Source organism: Candidatus Thiosymbion oneisti (assembly GCF_004359955.1).
GTDB lineage: Bacteria > Pseudomonadota > Gammaproteobacteria > Chromatiales > Chromatiaceae > Thiosymbion > Thiosymbion oneisti.
Genome location: NZ_SMSC01000019.1, coordinates 37996 through 62444, shown reverse-complemented (window position 1 = coordinate 62444; position 24449 = coordinate 37996). Strand labels below are relative to the sequence as shown.

19 protein-coding genes are annotated in these 24449 nt (G+C 61.2%); 10 read left to right on the top strand and 9 right to left on the bottom strand.

Annotated elements, in window-relative coordinates; translation table 11 throughout:
• The first annotated feature begins 178 nt into the window (after positions 1-178).
• From E1958_RS12415 to E1958_RS12375, 9 genes are all read left to right on the top strand, one after another.
• The gene (locus tag E1958_RS12415; protein ID WP_243725266.1) at positions 179-571 is read left to right on the top strand and encodes a CoA-binding protein; all 393 of its coding nucleotides are present in this window, start codon (positions 179-181) and stop codon (positions 569-571) included.
• A gap of 22 nt (positions 572-593) precedes the next feature.
• Positions 594-1013: a secondary thiamine-phosphate synthase enzyme YjbQ gene (locus E1958_RS12410; protein WP_133512159.1), complete on the top strand. Its 420-nt coding sequence runs from the start codon at positions 594-596 to the stop codon at positions 1011-1013.
• Positions 1010-2272 (top strand): murein hydrolase activator EnvC family protein, encoded by a 1263-nt coding sequence (locus E1958_RS12405; RefSeq protein ID WP_133512158.1) that lies wholly within the window; start codon positions 1010-1012, stop codon positions 2270-2272. Before E1958_RS12410 ends, E1958_RS12405 begins: the two co-directional genes overlap by 4 nt.
• A gap of 66 nt (positions 2273-2338) precedes the next feature.
• Positions 2339-3667: a S41 family peptidase gene (locus E1958_RS12400; RefSeq protein WP_279381377.1), complete on the top strand. Its 1329-nt coding sequence runs from the start codon at positions 2339-2341 to the stop codon at positions 3665-3667.
• A gap of 13 nt (positions 3668-3680) precedes the next feature.
• A complete protein-coding gene (locus tag E1958_RS12395) occupies positions 3681-4235 on the top strand; it encodes a DJ-1 family glyoxalase III (RefSeq protein WP_133512156.1) in 555 nt (184 codons plus the stop codon).
• Between the two features lie 263 nt (positions 4236-4498).
• Positions 4499-5542, top strand: coding sequence for an MraY family glycosyltransferase (locus E1958_RS12390; protein WP_133512155.1), 1044 nt, complete (start codon positions 4499-4501; stop codon positions 5540-5542).
• Positions 5539-7431, top strand: coding sequence for a polysaccharide biosynthesis protein (locus E1958_RS12385; protein WP_133512154.1), 1893 nt, complete (start codon positions 5539-5541; stop codon positions 7429-7431). The genes E1958_RS12390 and E1958_RS12385 overlap by 4 nt, the downstream gene beginning before the upstream one ends.
• Positions 7424-9256: a type II secretion system ATPase GspE gene (gene gspE, locus E1958_RS12380; protein WP_133512153.1), complete on the top strand. Its 1833-nt coding sequence runs from the start codon at positions 7424-7426 to the stop codon at positions 9254-9256. The genes E1958_RS12385 and gspE overlap by 8 nt, the downstream gene beginning before the upstream one ends.
• A 4-nt stretch (positions 9257-9260) precedes the next feature.
• Positions 9261-10469: a type II secretion system F family protein gene (locus tag E1958_RS12375; protein ID WP_133512152.1), complete on the top strand. Its 1209-nt coding sequence runs from the start codon at positions 9261-9263 to the stop codon at positions 10467-10469.
• A 316-nt stretch (positions 10470-10785) separates the two neighbouring features.
• Here E1958_RS12375 and E1958_RS12370 read toward each other — a convergent pair whose 3' ends face one another.
• Positions 10786-11469: an ATP-binding protein gene (locus E1958_RS12370; RefSeq protein ID WP_133512151.1), complete on the bottom strand. Its 684-nt coding sequence runs from the start codon at positions 11467-11469 to the stop codon at positions 10786-10788.
• Between the two features lie 107 nt (positions 11470-11576).
• Here E1958_RS12370 and E1958_RS12365 point away from each other — a divergent pair, with 107 nt between their 5' ends.
• Positions 11577-12407 carry a carbon-nitrogen hydrolase family protein gene (locus E1958_RS12365; protein WP_133512150.1) on the top strand — a complete coding sequence of 277 codons (831 nt, stop codon included), beginning with the start codon at positions 11577-11579 and terminating at the stop codon, positions 12405-12407.
• Between the two features lie 529 nt (positions 12408-12936).
• Here the strand turns inward: E1958_RS12365 and E1958_RS12360 are convergent.
• The 8 genes from E1958_RS12360 to E1958_RS12325 all read right to left on the bottom strand — a co-directional run bounded on the left by E1958_RS12360 (position 12937) and on the right by E1958_RS12325 (position 23978).
• Complete coding sequence (locus tag E1958_RS12360; protein WP_133512149.1) at positions 12937-13128, bottom strand: zinc-finger domain-containing protein; 192 nt, start codon at positions 13126-13128, stop codon at positions 12937-12939.
• Between the two features lie 104 nt (positions 13129-13232).
• Complete coding sequence (locus E1958_RS12355; protein WP_133512148.1) at positions 13233-14156, bottom strand: branched-chain amino acid transaminase; 924 nt, start codon at positions 14154-14156, stop codon at positions 13233-13235.
• 50 nt (positions 14157-14206) lie between these two features.
• A complete protein-coding gene (locus E1958_RS12350; RefSeq protein ID WP_133512147.1) occupies positions 14207-14635 on the bottom strand; it encodes a hypothetical protein in 429 nt (142 codons plus the stop codon).
• A complete protein-coding gene (locus E1958_RS12345; protein WP_133512146.1) occupies positions 14625-15326 on the bottom strand; it encodes a LysM peptidoglycan-binding domain-containing protein in 702 nt (233 codons plus the stop codon). The genes E1958_RS12350 and E1958_RS12345 overlap by 11 nt, the downstream gene beginning before the upstream one ends.
• Before the next feature lie 336 nt (positions 15327-15662).
• On the bottom strand, positions 15663-16319 hold the full coding sequence (locus E1958_RS12340; RefSeq protein ID WP_133512145.1) for a hypothetical protein: 657 nt from the start codon (positions 16317-16319) through the stop codon (positions 15663-15665).
• A 230-nt stretch (positions 16320-16549) separates the two neighbouring features.
• Entirely contained in the window at positions 16550-19402 is a 2853-nt protein-coding gene (gene glnE / locus E1958_RS12335; RefSeq protein ID WP_133512144.1) for a bifunctional [glutamate--ammonia ligase]-adenylyl-L-tyrosine phosphorylase/[glutamate--ammonia-ligase] adenylyltransferase, read from the bottom strand.
• Positions 19403-20010: 608 nt separating this feature from the next.
• A complete protein-coding gene (locus E1958_RS12330; protein ID WP_133512143.1) occupies positions 20011-22293 on the bottom strand; it encodes an nSTAND1 domain-containing NTPase in 2283 nt (760 codons plus the stop codon).
• Positions 22294-23099: 806 nt separating this feature from the next.
• The gene (locus E1958_RS12325; protein WP_133512142.1) at positions 23100-23978 is read right to left on the bottom strand and encodes a hypothetical protein; all 879 of its coding nucleotides are present in this window, start codon (positions 23976-23978) and stop codon (positions 23100-23102) included.
• Positions 23979-24449 lie beyond the last annotated feature (471 nt).

Here is a 24449-nt window from a genome sequence, read left to right as displayed (position 1 = left end):
GCGCCAGTCGCCGACCCTAGCAGATTCCCGCAGATGAAAATGAGAATCTACGTAATCTGCAAATCAAGAAAGTTTTTTTATCGGGTTACGACGCGTGCGAGTTTTGCGTCGCAAGTCCAAGCGATAGAATGCACGCCTAACCCAGTGAATCATCCACTAACTAACGGAAGCCGAAGCCGTGCAACGGCGGAGCCATTTGAAGCCGCGGGAACAGACCGTGGTCGTCCTGGGCGCGAGCCCGAAGCCGACCCGTTACTCCTATCAAGCGGTGAAGCTGCTGCATGACCGGGGCTACGACGTGATTCCGGTGCATCCGAAGGTGAGCCGTATCGATCGCATCCCGGTGGTCAACCACCTGCGTCGGATCCAAGGGCCGGTTCATACCCTCACCCTGTACCTGGGGCCTGCACGCAGCAAGGCGATGATTGCGGACATCCTCGATTTGGCACCGGGACGGGTGATCCTGAACCCGGGAACCGAATCGCACGCCCTCGAGCTTGTCCTCAAGGACGCCCGCATCCCTTTTGAACACGCCTGTACCCTGGTCCTGCTGCGGACGGGGCAGTTCTGAAGAAGGCACGGGAGAAAGACTGATGCGCGAGCTGATCAAATTGCGGACGGACAGGCGGGAGACCCTGGTCGATATTACGCCCCAGGTCCGTGATCTGGTGCGCCGCAGCGGCGTACGCAACGGGCTTGTGGCCGTCTATGCCCAAGGCTCGACCGCGGCCCTCATGATTCAGGAGAATTGGGACGATAGTGTGCAACGGGATGTGGTCGGGCTGCTGCGCAAGCTGATCCCACAGGGTGTGTGGCAGCACGACGTCCAGGATGGAAACGGAGATGCGCACCTCAAGTCCGGTCTGGTGGGGCCGTCGGAGACCATCCCTGTGATCGAAGGCCGGCTCGGCCTGTCTACCTGGCAGAATATCTTCTTCTGCGAGTTCGACGGTCCCCGTCGCGACCGGACCGTCATTTGCACCATCCTGGCCGACGCGGAGGCCGAATCTTGAGTGCGCTCGGTCCGATTCGGAGACGACTCCATCTGGTTGTCGTCTTGCTGGTGTCGATTCCCACACTGGTCACGGCCGTGACGGAAGATGAGGCCATCGAGGGTCGCAAGCGCGATCTGGCCGACATCGAGCAACAGGTACGGGACCTGGAGCAGAACCTGGATGTGCGCCGTGGCCGTCGGCAGGAGCTCAGGGCAGAGCTTGAGCGGCGCGAACGCAAGATTGCTGACCTGGCCCGGACGGTACACCGGTTGATGACGATGATCGGTAACCAGGAACGGGTTCTGGAGGAGCTCCAAAGCCGATTGGTGGTTGAGCGCGAAATCTTAGGCCGCGAACGCACTGCCCTGGAGAATCTGTTGCGTTCCGCGTATGCCATGGGACCGGAGAACCATATCCGGATCCTGCTCAATCAGGAAGATTCCAATCGCCTGAGCCGAGTCATGGCTTATTATGGGTTCCTCAACCGCTTCCGCATCCAGCGCATCGAAGCCGTAACCCAACGTGCGCGCAGACTCGATGACCTGGTCCGGGAAGCAGCAAAGGAAAGGGGGCGGCTCGTCTTGTTGGTACAGAGCCGGGATGAGACCCGGGCCCGCCTGATGATGGCGCAGGACAAGCACACCGCGCTCTTGACTTCCCTGGAGCAGACCATCGCCACCCGGGCGGAACGCATCGAAGAGTTGCGTGCCCAGGCCCGGGAGATGCACATACTGTTGGAACGGCTCGAGCAGCAGGCCCGAGCACTACCCGAAGCGGAGCTGCATCAGAAGCTGCAGCCGCTAAAGCAGCTGCGCGGACACTTGGCCTGGCCGCTTGCCGACGCCTCACTGCTGTCGCACTACGGCAGTCGCAAGGCGGGTGGTATCCAACGCTGGGATGGCGTTGTCCTGAGGGCGGAGGAAGGCGCCAAGGTGCGGGCGGTCCACCATGGCCAAGTGGCCTATGCGGATTGGTTGCGGGGTTTCGGGCTATTACTCATCATCGCACATGACGACGACTATATGACACTTTACGGCCACAACCAGGCCCTGCTCAAGGAACGGGGGGAGTGGGTTGCCGCCGGCGAAACGATCGCGCTGAGCGGTAGTAGCGGTGGCCGCCTGTCGCCCGGGCTCTATTTCGCCATCCGTTACCGGGGCCGTCCCCTGAACCCCGAGCAGTGGTGTCGGCCCGATGTCGGGTCGGGACGTGAGTCCGCCGCCGATACCTCGGCAGCGAAACGCGTCGAAACTTCTCTGCTCCCACCGAGTACCTAAGTTTCAGTCTATTTAACCAAACAGCTTTTCAGTGATATCCCGATGAAGAACCCGTTCCGATCGATCATGACGTTTGCAATCGGCCTGCTCCTTGCCGCTGCCGGCGGCTCTATCGGGGTAATCCTTGCTGAGGAGGAACAGGCACACGACGAGTTGCCTCTGAAGGAGCTGCGCATCTTTGCCGAGGTCTTCGGGCGCATCAAGGGCGAGTATGTGGAACCGGTGGATGACAAGAAGCTGCTCAAGAGTGCCGTCCGCGGCATGCTCTCGGGGCTCGATCCCCATTCCACCTACCTGGACCGGGAGGAGTACCGCGAGCTACAGGTCGGCACCAGCGGCGAGTTCGGAGGCTTGGGGATAGAGGTCGGGATGGAGAATGGGTTCATCAAGGTGATCGCCCCGATCGACGATACCCCCGCCCAGCGCGCCGGAATCAAAACCGGGGATTTGATCATACGAATCGATGACAAGCCGGTAAAAGGTATGAGCCTGAACGATGCCGTCAACACCATGCGCGGCAAGCCCGGCACGCGAATCACCCTGACCATCCTGCGGGAGGGCGTGAACCGGCCTTTCAACCTGGATCTGGAGCGGGACATCATCCAGGTGGCGAGCATCAAGAGCCGAACCCTCGAGCCGGGATACGGCTATGTGCGTATTTCCCACTTCCAGTCACGTACCACCGAGGATCTGCTCTCGGCCCTGAACGAACTCGAGAAAGCAAACGACGGCAGGCTCAAGGGCCTGGTCCTGGATCTGCGAAACAATCCGGGCGGTGTCCTCAACAGCGCCGTCGGCGTGAGCGATGCCTTCCTCGTGGGAGGGATCATCGTCTATACGAAAGGTCGGGGTGAGGACTCGGAGCTCCAGTTCAAAGCCGGTCCGGACGACGTGCTCAAGGGTGCCCCCATCGTGGTGCTGATCAACGGCGGGTCCGCATCGGCCTCGGAGATCGTAGCCGGGGCACTCCAGGACCACAAACGCGCCATCATCATGGGCTACCCCACATTCGGTAAGGGTTCGGTACAGACCATCGTGCCCATAGACGATGCCACGGCGCTCAAGTTGACCACGGCGAGATACTATACCCCTTCCGGTCACTCCATCCAGGCCCATGGGATCAAGCCCGATATCGAGCTGGTCAGAGGCGAGCTCAGCGTTACGGAGAAGCCGAGCGTGGCACCATTGAAGGAAGTGGATTTGCACCATCACCTGGATGATAAGGAATCGGCCGGCAAAGATCCGGACGGCAAAGACAAGGCCACGGACGATGAGGCCGGAAAAGATGGGACCGTAACGGAGAAACAGCCCTTGGCCGCTGAGGACTATGCGCTCAACGAAGCACTGAATGTACTCAAGGGTCTGAATATCCTGGGCCGTCACGCCGAGGAGTGAGAAGGAGACGAATATGGTACGTGTGTTAATCCCCCTGGCCGAGGGATGTGAGGAGCTGGAGGCGGTCACCGTCATCGATCTGTTGCGGCGCGCCGAGATCGAGGTGGTCACGGCCGGTCTGACGGAGGGGCCGGTACGCGCCAGTCACAGCACGGTGTTGGTACCCGACACCGTGCTGGAAGCGGTCATGGACCAGACATTCGACATGATCGTCCTGCCCGGCGGGCTCCCCGGGGCCCAACGGCTGGAGCAGGACGAGCGGATTCACGCGCTCCTCAAACGCTATCGAGCCGAAGACCGTTTCATCGCCGCTATCTGTGCCGCCCCCAAGGTGCTGGCAGGGGTGGGTCTGCTCGACGGGAAGTCCGCCACCAGCTACCCAGGGGCCGTCATCCAGGAGGATTTCCCGGAGGTGGACCTGCTCCAGGCGCCAGTGGTCGTGGACGGGAAGCTGATCACCTCCCGCGGGCCTGGGACCGCCATGGACTTCGCGCTTCAGCTCATCGAGTCGCTCGTCGGTAAGGCAAAGCGGGACGAGGTGGAGACCGCCTTGGTGCGGGAGGTTTGATCCGTGGTACATCTGCGCGCAGATAACGGAAGCATCACCCTACCAGAGATTTCGCCATGCTCCCGTCGAATGAGAATTCTTTTTTGCCGCAAATGAACGCGAATCAACGCAAATCGGTCGCAATCGACTTGCCATCATCGACATTTCTTCATCCCGTTACGTTGATTTGCGGCTAACTTTTCCATGCAGATCCTGCTCGCTCAATGTTATCGGTAATTGGGAGCATCTGTACTAGCGCGTGCTGTTGGTTCGGAGTGTGACCAATGAGCCAGGCCGTCGTTGCCTCTATCTCGTTGGTCGTGGCCTTTACGATCAGTGCCTTGTTGACTTGGTGGTTTTCCCGTTCTCCCGCGCTTTTCTCCCGCATGGTCGATCTGCCGAACGAACGTTCACTCCATGCAGGCGTCCTACCGCGCACCGGGGGGATTGCGGTCTGCACCGCACTTGCGGTTGCCTATGTCCTTGCCCTCGCGGCCTTTCCCCTACCTTCCCCCTGGGCCTGGATCGGGGGCGCCCTGCTGCTGGTCGGGGGTATCTCCCTTCTCGATGACTACGGCGGGGTCCGGGCCCGCTATCGTCTCACTGCTCACTTAGGTGCCGGTATTCTCTTGTTGGTTGGGGGAATCGCCTGGTCCGGTATCGAGCTGCCGGGCATCTACCGGGAGCTGTCGAATACCCTGTCCTGGTTCCTGACCCTCGGCTACCTGGTGTGGATGGTCAATCTCTACAATTTCATGGATGGTATGGACGGTTTCGCGGGGGGAATGGCGGTGTTCGGCTTCGGGGCCCTAGGGGTGTTGGGTTGGCAGGGTGAGGATCCGGGATTTGCGCTGGCCAACGGCGTCGTGGTTGCGGCGGCGGCTGGATTTCTATTCTACAATTTCCCGCCGGCACGGATTTTTCTCGGGGATCTCGGCTCGGCCGTCCTGGGCCTACTGGCGGCCACCTTATCTCTCGTCGGGACCCGGCGCGGTTTGTTCCCATTATGGGTGGCCTGGCTGGCGTTCTCGCCCTTCATTGTGGACGCCAGTTGGACCCTGTTACGCCGCTTGGTACGCGGCGAGCACGTCTGGAAGGCACACCGCTCCCACCACTATCAACGCCTGGTGCTGACGGGCTGGAGCCACCGCAGGACCGTCCTCTGGTCCTATCTGCTCATGGCGGCCTGCGCGGCTACCGCCGTGGCGGCGCGGGACCTGGGCGTGCGCGATCAGTGGCTCCTGCTCGGTGCCTGGGCGATCGTCTACCTCGTAATCGGTACCAAGACCCGCTTGGTTGAACGGTCGGCGGACACGCCCGCGCCATGAAGCCCTGGGTCGATCGACTGCGCTCGCGCACCGCGGCATTCGTCCATGACCTGGCGACGGTTCCGGTGGCCTGGCTCTGCGCCTATTGGCTACGTTTTAATCTCGGAGTGATTCCGGAACCGTTCCTGGACCGGGCGCTGACGGCCCTGCCCCTGGTACTGCTCATCCAGGCATCTGTCTTTTGGGTATTCGGGCTCTATCGCGGCATCTGGCGTTTCGCCTCGCTACCGGACCTGATGCGTATTGCCAAGGCGGTCCTGGCGGGAACGGCCCTGATCTTCTTTGCTCTGTTCATCTTCGACCGTATGCAGGGGGTACCGCGCTCCCTTCCCTTGCTGTACCTGGGACTGCAGATGCTGTTGCTGGCCGGCCCGCGCCTGCTCTACCGGCGGCTGAAGGATCACCGACTGGCCCTGCATGACGCGCAACGGGTCCTGATCGTGGGGGCCGGCCGCGCCGGGGAGATGCTGGTCAGGGATATGCTGCGAGATCCGCAGCCGGCCTATCTCCCCGTGGCCTTTGTGGACGACAAGTCGCGCCGACGCGGCAGCGAACTGCACGGTATCCCGATCCGCGGAGCAACGGCCGAAATTCCGGAGCTAGTCGTGAGGCTGTCCGTGGATTTGATCCTGTTGGCGATTCCCAGCGCATCGACCAGGCAAATGCAGCGCCTTGTAAAGCTGTGCCAGCGGGCCGGGAAGCCTTACCGTACCGTTCCACCGCTGCGGGACCTGATGACGGGGCAGGTGTCCATCAGCCAGGTGCACCCGGTCTCCATTGAGGACCTGCTCGGCCGCAACCCGGTGCAGCTCGATCGAGACGGTATCCACGGTTCCCTGGAAAACCGGCTGGTCTTGGTGACCGGGGGCGGTGGATCGATCGGCGCCGAGCTGTGCCGCCAGATTGCGACCGCGCGGCCGACACGGCTCCTGGTGGCGGACAACGGTGAATACAACCTGTACCGTATCGAGTCGGAGCTGCGGGACACTTATCCGCTGGTGGAGCTGGCGTGCGCTCTGCTCGATGTCACTGACACGGCGGCTGTGCGTGGGCTGTTTGAGCGGGAACGACCGCAGGTCGTTTTTCATGCCGCGGCCTATAAGCACGTGCCCCTGTTGGAACAGCAGATACACCCGGCAGTCCGCAACAATGTTTTAGGCACACAAGTCGTTGCCCAGGCCGCGGACGACTTCGGGTGCGAGGAATTCGTCCTGATCTCCACCGATAAGGCGGTGCATCCGATCAACATTATGGGGGCGACCAAACGGGTGGCCGAAATCCTCTGTCAGGCGATCTTCGAAGCTTCGAAGACCCGCTTCGAGACGGTGCGTTTCGGCAACGTGCTGGGCTCGGCGGGCAGCGTGGTGCCCTTGTTCCGGCGCCAGATCGAGTGCGGTGGACCGGTGACTGTCACCCATCCGGAGATCAAGCGTTTCTTCATGACCATCCCCGAGGCCTGCCAACTAATCATGCAGGCGGCAGCCATCGGGCGGGGCGGTGAGATCTTCGTGCTCGATATGGGCGAACCCATCGCGATTGCCGACCTGGCAGATCAGATGATCCGTCTCTCCGGCCAGCTCCCCGGTGAGGACATCGCCATCGAGTATGTGGGCTTGCGGCCCGGCGAGAAGCTCTACGAAGAGCTCTTCTACGAATCGGAAGACCTGGCGGAGACCGCGCATCCCAAGATTCGCATTGCCCGGCGCGGGCCGGTGCCGGAGTCGGAGAAACTGGCGCGCGGACTCGAAGCACTGGAAGCCGGCGTCCGGGCCGGTGACGAAGCGGCCCTGCACGCCGCGCTCGGTACCCTGATACCTCAATGGCGCGACCCGCTCGACGGCCCGCAAGTCGATGCTGCACAACTGGTCGGGGAGGCCGTCCATGGCTGACAGCCTGGAATTCGACCGCCCGGTGTCCGAGGGCCATCACGCAACCGGGGGAGATGGCCTTGCTGAAGATACGACGCGGACGGCCCTCGACCCCCCCTCCGAAAGCGGCGACGCAGGAGGTAATGGAGCCGCGGACGAATCCGTCACGTCGCGTGTCGTCGCTTTCTTGCAGGAAGGGGGCAAGCTCGGAAACTCGGATCTGACGCGCGCCCGGCGCCTGGGGGAAGAGAGCGGCGACCCGATCCCGCGGATGCTGGTTCGGCTCGGTCTGGTCTCGGAACGGGACATGGCGCTGGCGTTCTCGCACGTCTTGGACCTCCCCTTGGTGGAAGCTGCCGACTTCCCCCAATCACCGGTTGCGCCGGAGCTGTTCAGCCCCCGCTTTCTCAAGGACGCCGGCGTGCTGCCGTTGCGCGACGACGAGGCGGGGCTCACTGTTGCCGTGGCGGATCCCACCGACGCCTTCGTGCCGGATGCCTTGACCATGGCCGCGGCTAAAGGGGTAGCCTGCGCCGTCGGTCTGCCGTCGGAGATCGAGCTGGCCGTGACGCGCCTCTACGAGCAGGCGGAGGGCGAGACCGGAGCGGACGAGTCCACACCGGGGTTTGGCGAGGTCTCCGAGGACGACATCGAGCACCTCAAAGACCTGGCCAGCGAGGCACCGGTGGTCCGGCTGGTCAATCAGATCATCCAGCGCGCGGTGGAGTCCCGCGCTTCGGACATCCATATCGAGCCCTTCGCGGACCAGCTCAAGGTCCGCTACCGGATCGACGGCATCCTCAAGGAGACGGACTCTCCGCCAACCCATTCCACTGCCGCGGTCATCTCCCGCATCAAGATCATGTCCAAGCTCAACATCGCCGAGCGTCGCCTGCCCCAGGATGGGCGTATCCCCCTGCGGGTACAAGGCAAGGAGCTCGATCTGCGGGTGTCCACGGTGCCCACCCTGTTCGGTGAGAGCCTGGTCATGCGTCTGCTCGACAAGGAAAGCGTGCGCTTCGATTTCGACGCCCTGGGATTCGACGGCCCGCCCCGGGAGCGGCTCGGCACCATCCTGGACATGCCCTACGGTATCTTCCTGGTCACCGGGCCCACGGGCAGCGGCAAGAGCACCACCCTGTATACGGCATTGAGCCGCCTCAACACTCAGGAGCGCAAAATCATCACCGTGGAAGACCCGGTGGAGTATCAGCTGGCGGGCATCAATCAGATCCAGGTCAAGCCGCAGATCGGCATGACCTTCGCGGGGGCCCTGCGCTCCATCGTCCGCCAGGACCCGGACATCATCATGGTCGGCGAGATGCGTGACACCGAGACTGCGCGGATCGCCGTGCAGTCGGCCCTCACCGGTCACATCGTGCTCTCCACCTTGCATACCAACGACGCCCCGAGCGGCGTCACCCGCCTGCTGGACATGGGGGTGGAGGACTATCTGCTGACCTCCACCATCAACGGTATCCTGGCGCAGCGCCTGGTCCGTCGGTTGTGCCCGGCCTGCCGTGAGCCCTACCGGCCCCTGCCGGCGCTGGCTGCCAAGTTCGCGCGCCTGCGGGACCCGGACCAGGAGGACTTCTTGCTATACCGTGCGGTGGGCTGCGGGCAGTGCAACGACACCGGCTACCTGGGACGCCTGGTAATCACCGAGGTCCTGATCATGACCGACCGCATTCGCCAGTCGGTGCTCTCCCATGCTACCGCTACCGACATCCGACGTCAGGCGCTTGCGGAAGGGATGTCGACCATGTATGAAGACGGTCTGCGCAAGGCCCTGGCCGGACGCACGACGCTCGAAGAGGTCATGCGGGTCGCCGGCGAGGAGACCTGATCCGATGGCACGGTTCACCTACCAGGCGGTGCGTCAGGACGGCGAGGCCACGGAGGGCGAGCTGGAGGCACCCGATGCGGGGGCCGTGATTCGGCAGCTCCAGGGGCAGGGCCTGATTCCGCTCAAGATCCGACCTGCCGGCGGACTGAGTGACCGGTTGCGCCAGGGTCGGGTGCGCCCCCTCACGGCGAAAGAGATCGCCGTGCTTACCCGGGAGCTCTCGACCCTGTTGGAGTCTGGTCTGACCCTGGACCGCTCCCTCCAGATCCTGATCGATCTCTCACCGGAAGAACGGATCGTCCGGGTCATGACAAGCTTACAGAGGCGGGTGCGCGGCGGTTCCACCTTCGCCGCGGCCCTGGAAGAACAAGGCGGACAGTTCCCGCGCCTGTACGTGAACATGGTACGTGCCGGCGAGGCCAGCGGTACCTTGGAGGTGGTGCTCGGTCGCCTGGCCGACTACCTGGAGCGCACTGCCGAACTGAGAGAGACCATCACCTCGGCCCTGATCTACCCCCTGATCCTGTTGGTGGTAGCCGGTCTCTCGGTGATCATGCTGCTGGTATTCGTGGTTCCCCAGTTCTCGGTCCTGTTCGCAGACATGGGGGCGGCCCTGCCCGTGCCGACCCGCATCGTCATTGCCGTCGGCGACCTGTTCCGGGATTACTGGTGGGCCCTGCTCGCAGTGGTCGCGCTGATTGCCCTGGCCGTGGAACGCCGGCTCCAAGACCCGGCGGTGCGGACCCGGCTCGACCGGCGGCTGCTGGCTCTACCCCTGTTCGGGGACCTGATCTGGAAACTGGAGACCGCACGCTTCTGTCACACCCTCTCGACGCTGCTGAAAAATGGGTTGCCACTGCTCAGTGCCCTGAATCTATCCAAGGAGGTGGTGTCCAACCGCAAGCTCTCGGGGCTGCTGGATGAGGTGGGCGAAGACCTCAAACACGGCCGCGGCCTGGCCGAGCCGGTAGCACAGCGCGAGATCCTACCCCAGCTGGCGCTGCAGATGATCCGGGTCGGCGAGGAGTCCGGCCACCTGGACGCCATGCTCGCCAAAGTCGGAGAGATCTACGACAAAGAGGTCCAAGCCAGCGTCAAGCGCCTGCTCACCCTGTTGGAGCCCGTGCTGATCGTCGGGTTGGGCATCCTGGTGGCTGGGATCATCATCTCCATCATCGTCCCTATCCTCGGTGCCAACGAGTTGGTGATATAGGACGAAGGATGACGGAGGGAACACTCGATCCGGGGTTCCGAACGGTTCACGGGATGACACAGAGGCAGTTCTCTACAGGGGGAATCACAAGAGTTTGGGATTGTGTGGCCTATATCGCGCCGTGCCCAACAGCTATGGATTGATGGGCACGCTTCGCTTTGTGTATCCTAACCGGCAGCCGCGATGCGGAAACCTCCGCAGAATGACCGAAGCCCCGGACCATCTTGCCGGGCGCTTGCTTTGCCCATCCTACGGGCGGTGGCGCCGGTGTCTTAGCGTAACCTACGGCCCGCACGGACCTCATTCTCCGTTTCCTTTATCCCAGATTGCGCAGTTCTTCAGCGAGCGCACGCAGGCCGATGGCTTCGATGCCGTTGCCTTTCGGATACCGATCCGTACCTGAATAGACGAGGAAGGCCTGGTCCGGTCGAATATCATCGAGTGCGATGTGGAAGCCCTTTTCGGCTTTTGGGGCGAGTCCGCGTTTGATCTCGATGGCCCAGGTGCCGTGCCGAGCGCCGAGCTCCAATAACAGATCGACCTCCGCCCCGCGGGCCGTGCGGTAGAAGCTCGCACGGGCTCGGTGCGGTGCGACTGCAAGCAGATTTTCAATCACAAACCCTTCCCAGCTCGCGCCGACGACAGGATGTCCAAACAACTCATCACGGGTTTCAATGCCCAGGATCAGAAAACGGCCGGTCCGACGGCCTGAGCGACGACCGGCGTCGATGATGCCTCGCAGTGCCTCGAACAACGCAGGCATGCGGTGTATTTCGTCGAGAACGACCAGCTTGTCCACCTGTTGGTCGAGAAAGAGCACCGGATCGGACAGCTTCTCACGGTCCGCCATCGCCTCCAGGTCGAGATAAATCGCAGGTCGGCTCTGAGCGATTTCCAGCGCCAAGGTGGTCTTGCCGACTTGACGCGGGCCGATGACCGCCACCGCCGACTGGCGGGCGAGTGCGTCTTCTATAAGGCGCTGAGCATGGCGCGGTATCATCGTTGCAGATTAAAAACGATTGTTTTATTTTGCAACATTGGTTGTCCGGGCGACATTTTCGGCAGGCTGATCCCTTGTAGTTCTGTAAACCCCGATTGTCCCTTGCTATGTCCAACTCTAATCCCAAGGTTGCCGCCGTCCAGATGACAACCGGCCCTGATGTCAGGGCCAACCTGCAGGAGGCGGAACGCTTGATCCGCGCGGCCGCAGACGCCGGCGCCGGCCTGGTGGTGCTACCCGAGAACTTCGCCTTCATGGGAAGACGGATGCAGGACGTGCTTAGGCTGCGTGAATGGGATGGCGATGGGCGGCTGCAATCATTCCTCTCCGAGGCAGCCGCCCGGTACGGAGTCTGGATCGTTGGCGGCACCATTCCCCTGGTTGCCGACGACGCCGGTCGGGCCCGTGCGGCCTCTCTGGTCTTCAACGGACGCGGGGAGCGGGTCGCCCGTTACGACAAGATCCACCTGTTTGATGTCAATATCCCCGGCGCCGATGAGCAGTACACGGAGTCCTCTACCATCGAGCCCGGCGCGGATATCATCGTCCTGGACAGCCCTTGCGGGCGGCTCGGCGTAGCGGTCTGTTACGACCTGCGCTTCCCGGAGCTGTTCCGGCACATGCTCGACAGCGGGATGGAGCTGCTTGCCGTACCTGCCGCCTTCACCGCGGTTACGGGCAAGGCCCACTGGGAAACCCTGGTGCGGGCGCGGGCCATCGAGAACCTGGCCTACGTGGTCACCGCCGCCCAGTGGGGCTATCATGTCAATGGCCGTGAGACCTACGGCAACAGTATGATCGTCGACCCCTGGGGCGCGGTGCTGGCCCGGATACCCCGCGGTACGGGCTGCATCTGTTACCCACTGGAAAGGGACTCCCAAGCCTCGATGCGCCGCAGTTTTCCGGCCATCGAGCATCGCCGTTTGAAATGTCGGTGAAACGGCCCAGTTGGGGGGATCAAACGCCGGACAACCGCACGCCTGGCCTGGTCAACCCCATCCGCCGGGGACGCCTCGTCCCACCTGCTTAGATCCCGCAGAACCAAGTTAGCGTAGGGTCCTCTGCGCGGACCTTCTAAAAGTCAACAGCCCTTAGAGGCTGTCTAAAAAAGGACCGTAGGCCGTAGGCTGGGTTGCGGCCAGAGATGGCCAAAACCCAGCAATAACCAAAGCTGGGGTTCGTTCCTCACCCCAGCCTACCGATTTAAAATCAATAGGTTAGTTTTTAGACAGCCTCTTAGCATCGGGTTGGGGTAGCAACAACCAGTCTTTTCTAATCCTTAGTAGAGTGGTTCATTAAGATGTTTCCATTTAAACCTTAACCACTACCCCATGGGCGTCACGGGAGAACTCGGCCGGGGACAGGTCCGTGCCGAACAAGACCGTTCGTACAGACCTGCGGTACTTTTCAGCATGGGATTTCTCCAATTCATAAAGAGCCCAAAAGAATTCCCACCGGAAACCGGGCTCAGTCCGCGAGTCGGTAGTGCGCACCACAATAGGGGCAGACCGCTGCCCCGGATTGCTCGAGGGGGAGATAGACCCTGGGGTGCATGTTCCACACCTCATCCTGGGGGCGGGGGCAGGATAGGGGCAGGTCCTTGCGGCCGACCGCTATCGCTTGCCGGCTGTCCTGGGTCTTAGTGGCGGTTTCTGTCATCTTCCGGCCCTCCGACACCGATGTCTTGTCAGCTTGTGGGTAGTTACTAAGAAGCTGTCTGGTTTCCCATAGGAAAATTAGGCGATCAGCGGCAAGCGCTCGCCTCAGACCAGGGTCAGCCATTGGGGATATTCGTCGCGGCGGCCGTGGACCTGATCGAAATACAGGTCCTGGAGGCGCTCGCTAATAGGGCCCCGGGTGCCCGTGCCGATGGTACGTCCGTCCACCTCCCGGATCGGGGTGATCTCCGCCGCGGTGCCGGTAAAGAAGGCCTCATCGGCGATATAGACCTCATCACGGGTGATGCGCTTCTCCACCACCTGGATGCCCAGCTCGTCGGCCAGGGATAGGACCGTCCTGCGGGTGATACCGTCGAGGGCGGAGGTCAGGTCCGGCGTATAGAGCACGCCCTCCCGGACGATGAAGATGTTCTCGCCGCTCCCCTCCATGACATAGCCCTCGGCGTCCAGCAGTAGGGCCTCGTCGTAGCCGTCACGCAGGGCCTCCTGGAGGGCCAGCATGGAGTTCATGTAGTTGCCGTTGGCTTTGGCCCGACACATGGTGATATTGACGTGGTGGCGGGTAAAGGACGAGACCCGGACGCGGATGCCCTCCCGCATGTTCTGCTCGCCCAGATAGGCGCCCCACTCCCAGGCCGCCACCATGCAGTGGACTTTCAGATTATCGGCGCGCAGGCCCATGCCTTCGGAGCCATAGAAGCACATGGGGCGAATGTAGGCGGAGTCGAGCCCGTTCGCCTGCACCACGGCCCGCTGGGCCGCGTCCAGCGTCTCCCGATCGTAGGGCAGGGTCATGCCCAGGATGTGGGCCGAGTTGAACAGGCGGTCCGTGTGTTCGCGCAAGCGGAAAATGGCGGTATCCCGTTCGGTGCGGTAAGCGCGTACGCCTTCGAAGACCCCCATGCCGTAGTGCAGGGTGTGGGTCAACACATGGGTCTTGGCCGCGCGCCAGGGCACCAGCTCACCGTTCAGCCAGATGTGGCCATCACGGTCTGCCATTTTCGTCATGTCTGTCTCCGCTTGTTCTCAAGGTGTCCGCGCAACCGCGTAACCAGGCACTAAGGTTTGTCCCAGCCCATTTCTTTGATTTTCCCATTCTTATCGGTAACGATAGAGAAATAATTATCGAGAACAAGATCGGAGAAATACCTCCTTTTCAATGCCTTTTTTCTCTCTTCATCCAATTTGCTAGGGAACATTATATAGAACCTATCCCCAGGATCGATCAATAGTAATTCCTCTTCCCTCTCGACCTGGTTGATATAGATATCCCGTGGGTGATTGCGGATCATCCCCATATCCAGATAGCCATTATATTTCACCATAATTTCTTTCCATAATTCCAAATGGTCGGCAATACTATAGACCCGCTCCTTTTCTCTTTCCAATGCCTGTCGGCAACTATAGACTACGATCAGCGACCCTGCCACGTAGAGAACGGCTAGGGTGGAAACCAATACGGATATGATACGACCTTTATTCACCATGATGATATCTGACCTCGATCGGTACGCTCTTTTGCCCGAGTGTCTGGGCCCTGATAAGCATATTCTTAAGTTTTTTCATGTCTTTGGCGTTTTTCAGGCCAATACAGCCTCCTGTGCCGGGATTACCCCCGTCGTGATGCAGAAAGAAACCAAACCGTCCACCCCACAAATTGTCGAGTTTTGCCCAAAAACTCTCCTCCAATATCCAACCGCCTTCCCCCCATCCGCGGAGATCTCCTGCCGCTACCGACTTGTCATAAGGCATATTTAGCTTTAACCGCAATCCGTAATCACCTTTCGGAATAGGTCCGGCATCCTTGACATGCTGATAGCTCGGCCTTGTATAGTCGGTGTCTATCTTCAGATCTTTTCTGCCTTCTTCTTCTATCAATTTCTTCAAATGACTCGCATTTGCTGGTAGGCCGGAGGTTGCCGGGTACCTGGCTAAGACCCCACCCTTAATGGAATAGACGATAAGTTCCTTCCCATTGAATACCATCCTTGAAATCTTGAGTGCATCAGTAGCATCCGTTTTATCGGATATTCTGATCTCCATCTCTGGTAATATGCGATGTGGGTTTTTTCTCAGATGAGGATTGAGCTGTATAAGTCTTGCAAGCGTGGTTCCATATTTCTTTGCTATACCGGATAAAGTATCGCCCCTTACTACAACATGAACTTTGTCTGACATTGTCGTTCTCCTCAGCTAGTATTCTTGAATGATCCATTTGACAAATGAGTCAGATTTTTCACCGCACAAAAAATTCGCATGTGGGGTTGTCTCGACCTCCTCTCCCCAACCCAATACCATTAAGCTTGTAGGATAAGCAAGGCGAGCGCCTATCAGGATGGTTTTAAGGCTCGGTCATTCCACTTCAGTTTCCTGAACCCCCGACTATTCGGCAGGATGCACGAAGCGATGCGTGCCCATCGTTAAGCACAACCCGCGCTGTACCTGACTACGTGCTTTACTGAAACAAAAGTGGCTGATGGGTACGGCGTTAGGTCGATGTGTATGTTATGCGTCTCAATCAAGGGTTATTTTATAAAATTCGTATTCGGCGTGGTTTACAATACCGTCATTGTTAATATCCATGAAAGCAACCATGTATAGGTTATCTCCTATTGTGACAGGTTCAGCGTCCTGCGCCCGAGCCGCAAAACCGGAGATCGAGATATTATGTGTGCCATCCACGGTTCCCAATCGTGTATCTATAAAATAATTGACTGCTTCTTTAGAAACAGTAAGCTCGAAAGGCCCATATCTTGCCTTAGCCAATCCGCACCCTTTGCAAAGATAAGGTACCTCGAAGACTTTCATACCCCTCTTTATTTGATTGAAAATCGTGTTATCTACCCACGGAGTGATCATAAGCGCATCACCATCACTTTTTTGTGGAATTAAAATCCTGAATGGATCGGACGAAAGATTTACCCCGATCAGGTAGTGTGGTCCATCTTTGTAGGTTTTATGTATATCTACCCGATCCAACTTGACATAGCGCTTTGACTGTTGAAACGACAATTCGAGCCATGGTGATCTTTGGTCTCCATATTCGTTTGGGTCTTTAGGTTCTTCTTTTACAGTGACGAAATTATAAACAGCGACCATAAAAGCTGCCAATCCTAAGATCATTGATGAAATAGTAAGGATTCCTTTCAATTTTACTCGTAGTGTTTTCATATGAACAACGATCTATTAAGCAATCCTGAATGATTCGGCGTTGTCGGAAGGGAAAAGATCCCTCCTACGTCAGGACAAGGTTTGACGTGTTGCGTTCGACGCTCCAAGGCGCGCTGATCGTCTGCTTAGGTCTTGCCAGCGCCTTAACGCAACTACACCCACATGCCCCCCCGCGCGGCCTGTGGACCTGGATCTGTTTTAACCAGACGGCTTCTTAAGGCGAAGCGTCGCTAGGCTTCCATCAACTCCCGCCACCAGGCCCGTACCTGCTCCCGCGGCCCCACCAGCTGATCATCAGGGATGCGCGTAGGCTGCTCTTGCAAGGCGCTACGGTGGTAGGCGGCGCGCAGCGCCTTGTAGGCACCGGTCAGATCTGCGGCCGCGGTGCCCGGCAATAGATCGCAACGGGCCAGGGTCTCGAGCAACCGTATATTATCGGTCCAATCGGCAAGCGCCGGGTACCGCGCGGCCCACCGCAGCACCAAGTATTGAACCATAAACTCGATGTCGGCAATACCACCATGCCCTTGTTTCAGGTCGAACCACCCGTTGCGGGTCCGGTCCAGATTCTTGCGCATGCGTTCCCGCATTGCCCGCACGTCCGGACGTAGCTGCTTCGGCTCCCGCTCCCGGCAGAGGACCTCGCGCCGTACCTGGCCGAAGCGTTCCGCGAGCACCCGGTCACCGGCCACCGGGCGGGCGCGTACCAGGGCCTGGTGCTCCCAGGTCCAGGCCTCCCGGGTCTGGTAAGACGCGAATGATTTGAGGGAGCGCACCAGCATACCCTTGTCACCATCGGGGCGCAGGCGCATATCCACCGCATAGAGCTGGCCGGAGGGGGTGCGGGTGGTGATGATGTGGATCATGCGCTGTCCCAGGCGCAGATAGAACTGGTCGTTGGCGATCGGGCGGTCGCCACGGGTCTCGGCATTGACCCTATCGCTGCCGTGCAGAAAGACCAGATCCAGGTCGGACCCATAGCCGAGCTCGAGGCCGCCCAACTTGCCGTAGCCGAGCACCAGCAACCCGGAACCCTCGCCCGCGATCCCGCCGGGTCGTCCGTGCCTCGCCTGCAGGTGGTCAGAGGCCAGCGCCAGCACCCGGGAGACCGCGACCTCGGCGATCTCGGTCAGATAATCGCTCACGATCATCAGGGGAATGACGTCCGTGAGGTCCGCCGCCGCTACCCGCAGGATATTCCCCTGGGCGAACTGGCGCAGGCGCTCCATCTGCTGCTCCAGGTCGTCGTCGGCCAAGGGGGCGAGCAGGCTGTCGAGCTCCGCTTCCAGATCCGCCCGACGCAGGGGGGCATAGAGGCGCCGGGGGTCCAGCAGCTCGTCCAACAGCAGGGGGTGATGCACGATCCGGTCGGTGAACCAGGGGCTCATTCCCGCCAGTTGTGCCAGTTGTGACAGGATGATCGGATGCTCGATGAGCATCGCCAGATAGGCAGTACGGCTCAGCACGGACTCCAGCACCCGCAGCACCCGTTCCAACACCAGATCCGGGTCATGGGTACCGGCGGCCAGGTGCAGGACCAGGGGGATGAGCCGGGCCATCCGGTCGTTGCCGCGCCTGCCCAATCCCTTGCGCAGCGCCGCATCGCGCAGGGTCCGCAGACGCCTCAAGACAGTGCCCGCGTCCTTGAAGCCGGCCTGGGCGAGCTGCTCCAGGTAATGTCCATCGTCCGCCGAGCCGCTCCAGAGGGTCGCAAACGGCCGGTCCCGGGGCTCTTCCTCCGCGTGGGGGGCGGCGAAGACCCGATCGAACTCGGCCTGGACTCGATGCCGATGCCCTTTAAGCACCCCGCAGAAACCCTCCCAATCCGTGCAGCCCATGGTGCGGGCAAGCCGCAGGCGCCCGACCGCATCCTCCGGCAAGGCGTGAGTCTGCCGGTCCTGCCAGGCCTGGAGCCGGTTCTCCACCCGGCGCAGATAGCGGTAGGCCGCACCGAGCCCTTGCGCGGCCTGGGCCGGCAGCAGATCCTTCTCCCCCAGCCGTTGCAGGACGGGCTGGATGGCGCTGAGCTGGAGCTCGGGGTCGCGGCCGCCGCGGATGAGCTGGAAGGTCTGGCCGATGAACTCGATCTCGCGAATGCCGCCGGGGCCGAGCTTGATGTTGTCCGCCAGGCCCTTGCGTTTGAGCTCCTTGTCGATCATCCGCTTCATGTCGCGCAAGGACTCGATGGCGCCGAAATCCAGGTAACGGCGGTAGACGAAAGGCCGCAGCATCGCCATGAGCCGCTCCCCTGCCGCCGGGTCGCCCGCCACCACCCGCGCCTTGATCAGGGCGTAACGCTCCCACTCCCGGGCCTGGGATTGGTAGTAGCCTTCCATGGCGCCGAAGCTCATGGCCAGGGGACCCACATCGCCGAACGGACGCAAGCGCGCATCGACCCGAAACACAAAGCCGTCCGCTCGATTGGTATCCAGGGCCTGGATCAGCCGTTGGGCGAGACGGACGAAGAACTGCTCATTGGTCAGGGGGCGCCGACCATCCGTTTGGCCGACCCCGGTATAGGCGAAGATGAGGTCGATGTCCGAAGACAGATTGAGCTCCCGCGCCCCCAGCTTTCCCATCCCCAGCACCACCAGATACTGCTCGGCGCCGGCCGCGTCGCGGGGGGTGCCGAGCTCCGCCGTCAGCCAGCCGTGCAACAACCGCAGGCTGTGACCCACGCAGGCATCCGCCAGGGCACTCAGGTCCTCCAGGGTCTCCTCGAGTCCCGCCAAGGCGGCGATATCGCGCCAGATGATGCGGACCAACTCGCGGTGCCGAAACCGGCGCAGGACCGCCGCGAGGGACTGGTCGTCGGTGACGCCTTCCAGCTCAGCGGCCAGCAGGCGCTCCAGCTCGCCCGAGGCGCAGGCAGCCTCCAGACGCCCGGAAGCGAGCAATTGCGGCAGGATGTCCGGGTAACGGATACAGCTCTTGGCGACATAGTCGCTCGCCTCCCAGACGCCCGGCAAGGTACGTTCAAGCAACGGATGCGCGGGCACCGTCAGACCCCGCTCGGCGAGCACCGCCTCCCAGACCCGTCGCTGCTCGACCACACCTGCAATCAGCTCATCGGCCGCTGCCATCGGGAGCTCCTTAAACTTAAGAACCGTCGCCAGAGGATATACCCTTTGCAGGTCAAGCGTTCGGTAAGAATGGCTCGTTCCCACACGCTGCGCGGGAACGAGAGATAAGGGTAGGGTCCGCTGTGCGGACCGCGTAGGTTAGGCAAAGGTGCACCAGAGACGGTGCGCCGTGCCCAGCGAGCTGTAGATGTTGGGCACGCCGCCGTCCCTGGCGGCTTTGCCCAACCTACACTGTCGATAACGACTTGTTGATCGATAAGCCCGCGTAGGGCGGATAAGCTTGCGCCATCCGCCGGATGCCTCACCCCTTGCGGTTGTCCCAACCCAGAGAACCACGGATGGACACCGATGGACACGGATATGGACCCATTCGGGACCCGGATCTGGCCGATCCGTGTCGATCCGTGTGTATCCGTGTGTATCCGTGGTTCTTCGATACGGCTCGTGCCGCGTAGGCTGGGCTGTGCCCACCGGAAAACTCCGCAGCGCGGAGCTTCCGCGTTCCTACGCGGCGCGTGGGAACGAGAGAACTGGCCACCACCCGCCGGAGGTGGCTGGCATACGGCGGATGGCGCAAGCTTATCCGCCCTACGCGGGCTCGGGGTAGGTCAACATTCGGTGGCGGGAAAACCCTCACGATACTTGCGCAGCCAGTCCTCGAACAGGGGCACCCGCAGCCGCGGTCGGCCCTGGTCCAGGACCAGGTAGCCGTGCTCTTCCAGCCGCATCAGGCTCGGGCGGTCGGCAGGGATTTCGCCGGCGAGGATCTGTTCGATACAGGCGCGGCAGGCGGGAGCACGGCAGAACTCGTTCCAGAAGCGTTCGATGGGGGCGGTGTCCCGTATCAGCACGACGGCGACCGCCTCCTCCAGATCTGCCATGGACATGGCCTGCCGGCCCTTCTTATTTGCGATGGAGACCAGCTGTCCGCACAGGCGTTGCAGCAGATCCGGGTGGCCTTGGGTCAGTACGAACAGCCGCTCGGTGACCGCGGCTGGATACCGCAGGGGCACCGGCTCGGTGATCAGCCGCAGGGCGTCGTCCCGCGCCAGGTAATCCACCCGGAAGAGCTGGGTCTGGACGAAGTAGCGACTCCAATCCGGGTCCCGCAGCTCGGACAGGGGCGTAGCGCCCACGAAGAGCAGGACCACCCGGTTTTGGTGTTGAGAGAAGCTGCGGATCGCCGCCAGCAGGCGGCGGCCCTGCTCCGGCTCCTGGGCCAGATAGCCGTGCAGCTCCTCGAACTCGTCCAGGGCCAGGATCAGCTTGCGACCGCCGTCGGCCCCGATCCCTTCCAGCCACTCCCGCAGCTCCCGCCAGGCGGCGAGCCACTGGTCGGGCGGCGTCCAATCCCCGTCGTCCCGCTCCAGCTTGTCCGCAATCAGCCGTCGCAGATCCGCCAGCCAGGCCGGCACGCTCTCTACCCGGCCGTCCTGGAGGTCCTGGGTAACCACCACAAAGCCACTGCCCAGCAGCTCGGGCAGGAAATTGAGCAGACTGGTCTTGCCCACCCGGCGCTGGCCGAGGATCAGGAACAGGGGCATCTCCGCCGCTGTCATGATCTCCCGGGCCAGATTCTGGCGCAGATCCTCCCGTCCGAAGAATACCGCCTGGTCGTCCCCCGGCCGCAGGGGGGTCCCGGTCCGGTAGCGGTTGACGGCGATGGACTCCTGGCTCGCCGCCTGATCCTCGATCCGGTGCAGCGCCTTTGCCGCTTCCGACCGCCAGGCATCCAGGGCCTCCAGATACCAGCGGTTCCAGCGGGACGATTCGAGGAGGGTCAAGTCACGAAAGGCGTTGAGCTTGCGGGAGAAGTCGTCATAGGCCGCGCGCTTGAAGCTGATCTGGTTCTGGCCACGCGCGGCGATCAGATCTTGTCGCAGCCCGGCGAGCGCACGCTGCCACCCGGCGCCGGGGGCATAGGCCGGTTGGTCGGCAGGCACCGACGGCGGTGTTAATCGCTCCGGCTCCAGGGGCCCCAGGCGCCAGCGCCCGGCATGGGCGGCGTGCAATATCGCCGCCGCCAGTCTCCGCTGCAGCGGACGGTATTCGAGCAGAAACTCGGCAAACTGCCTGCCGGTCTCGGGGTCGCCGAAGGCCTGCTCGGTCAGCCGGCGCCGGGCGCCCCAGATGGGCAGGCGCACCCCCGCGTCCCACCGATAGGGGTTGTGGTAGAGATCGAGACGTATCAGACCGACCACCGCCTGCGGGATGTAAAAGGGCAGGCGCAGCATGCCGATGGCCCAACCCGAGAAGCATCCGATACCCAATGCCGGGCCTTCTGCCAGACCCCCTACCAGGCTCGCTAGGCCCAACGCCAGGCCCAATGCCAAGCCCACTGCCAGGCCCACCGCCAAGTCCACTGCCAGGCCCAATGCCAGGCCCGCTAGGCCCATTGCTAGGCCCACTGCCAGGCCCAATGCCAAGTCCCCTACCAAATCCCCTGCCAGGTCCCCCGCCAGGCCTCCTGCCAGACCTAATGCCAGGCCCAATGCCAGATTCCCTGCCAGACTCCCTGCCAGGCCCAATGCCAGGCCCAATGCCAGCATTGCCGCAAACTTCCATCCAGTAACTGACAAGAGGCCGATCAGACGTTCCCCGAAGCCTGGACTGTCCATGAAGATTTGGACGACAGCCGGCTGGAATTGGGCGGGGAAGTCCAGCGGCAGCTCCCAGATAATGAGCACCATAAGCGACAATATATAGAACCCGGTCGCAAGCAGCAGGATCCAAGGCACGGCACGCAGATAAAGGACCAAAATACGCCCGCGGGTAAGGCCCTCGGACCAGTCAAGAAGCCGCGGCAACTCGAACAGGGTCCACCGGATCAGCGCCCGGCCGGTCCTGGGCTCCGGCGGCAATTGGAACGGATTCTGTTTGGGTTTACCCATGGGTCAGCTCTCCCCTGGTACGAATGTTCTCAACTGCCGATTAAGATTAAGCGGCAGGGTTTTCACGGAAGATTTGGCCGCAAATAAACCTGAATGGACCGGAATCGATCCGCAGATTGCGCAGATTCCCGCAGATTAAAAAGGAAACACTCTGTGGGAATCTGCGTAATCTGCGGACAGATAAAGTAATGTAATTTTCGACCTCTAGCTCCCATGCTCCAGCGTGGGAGCAAGCCTGTCCCGACGGAGGAGGGATCTTGACGCTCCAGCGTCATGAAACCTTGGCCGCTGGAGCGGCCATAACGGCATTCCCACGCTGGAGTGTGGGAACGAGCCAATAATGGAATCTTTTGCGACCGATTTGCGTTGATTCGCGTTCATTTGCGGAAAAATAATTTTCCTCTAGCTCCCATGCTCCAGCGTGGGAGTAAGCCTGTCCCGACGGAGCAGGGATCTTGACGCTCCAGCGTCATGAAACCTTGGCCGCTGGAACGGCCATAATGGCATTCCCACGCTGGAGCGTGGGAACGAGCCAAAGGTCCGCGCAGCGGACCCTACGCTGACCAGCTGATTCTCTCGTTCCCACGCGCTGCGTGGGAACGCGGAAGCTCCGCGCCGCGGAGTGTCTCGGAGCGGACCTGTGGGATGTTGCGGCCATCTAGCCTGTGAAAACCATTGGTTAGTGCAGATAACAACCGGAAAGAGAACCAAGGATGAACACGGATCGATTCGGATGGAGACCAATCCGTGTCTATCCGTGGTTCGAGATAGTGAGGATTAGATCGTTTGTTAATTGAGAACACCCCCTAACCTTTCCCCGCAAGCCGGCGCCCGAGCTGCTTGATGAGATCTGCTAAGGGGAGCTTGATGCGATTGCATCCCAAGGCACGGCACCAAGTGGCCACCCGTTGGCGCAGCTTATTGGCATCAGCGACGGCAATGCCTTTGTCCAGGGCCTTGAATGCGTCCCCCCAACGGTTCAGTCGTTCCTTGAATGCTTGTTCGGCAGCATCGCCGTCCTGGAGCTGTTTCCGCACGTAGTCCAGAAAGGAGAGAGGCCGCGAGTGCCTGAGCACCGCATCGGCAAGCAGATCCAGGTCGTTCTCGTCCAGATCCGGTAGGCAGCGGTCGAGCTCTGATCTGATCTCGGCCTGGGAGAGTGGTCTCAGCGCTTCGGGCTCCAGGGTCAGGGTCGAGACCCGCCGCTCGCCGGATTTCGTCATCATCAGATAACGGTTGTGGGCACGCTCGGTGACACAGAGGAGGGAGATGCCGCGGTTCTTGAGCGCATTCAGGGCATCAAGGAAGGCTACATCGAAGCCCTTATCGAGGCCGGGATTATTGAGGATGGCGTCGAGGTGGTGCAGCAGCAGGCAGACCGGCCGCTGGTCGTCGGCGAGCTTGTCGATCAGGCCCCCGAGGGTGCGCGGAGAATGGCCGGTGAGACCGGTCTGGTTCCACAGGGTCTTGAGCATCCCGGCAAAGCTGTAGCGATGTTCCTTGAGGTCCGCCCGTAACCAGAGAATGGCGTCGGGGTCGATGCGCGTCAGGTCCTCAAGCAGACGGCCCCGGCCCTGGCCTGGCTTTCCGATCAGGTTGATGGGGCGGCGTTGCTCCAGCAGCTCCTTGGCAATGCGGCTGGTCTGGGTCGGTCGCAGGCAATGGTCGCAGTTCGGTGGCTTCATGGCGATGGATGACCCCTTTATACTTAGTGGTTCAAAATTAAGCCACAGCCCTACGCGGGCTCTCTGTTGAGGCTCCGAACCTCTCCGGTGAGTCTTCAACACTCATCGTTGAGTGTTCAGGACTCTCTGTTGAATGTTCAAGACTCTCTGGTGAGTCTTCAGGACTCTCCGGTGAGTCTTCAACACTCATCGTTGAGTGTTCAGGACTCTCCGTTGAGTGTTCAAGACGCTCCGGTGAGTCTTCAACACTCATCGTTGAGTGTTCAGGACTCTCCGGTGAGTGTTCAAGACTCTCTGGTGAGTCTTCAGGACTCTCTGGTGAGTGTTCAAGATTCTCCGGTGAGTCTTCAACACTCATCGTTGAGTGTTCAGGACTCTCCGGTGAGTGTTCAAGACGCTCCGGTGGGTCCTCAACACGCGCTCTGGCTCCCAGGCTCCAGCGTCATGAAGCCTTGTCCCGACGCAGGAGGG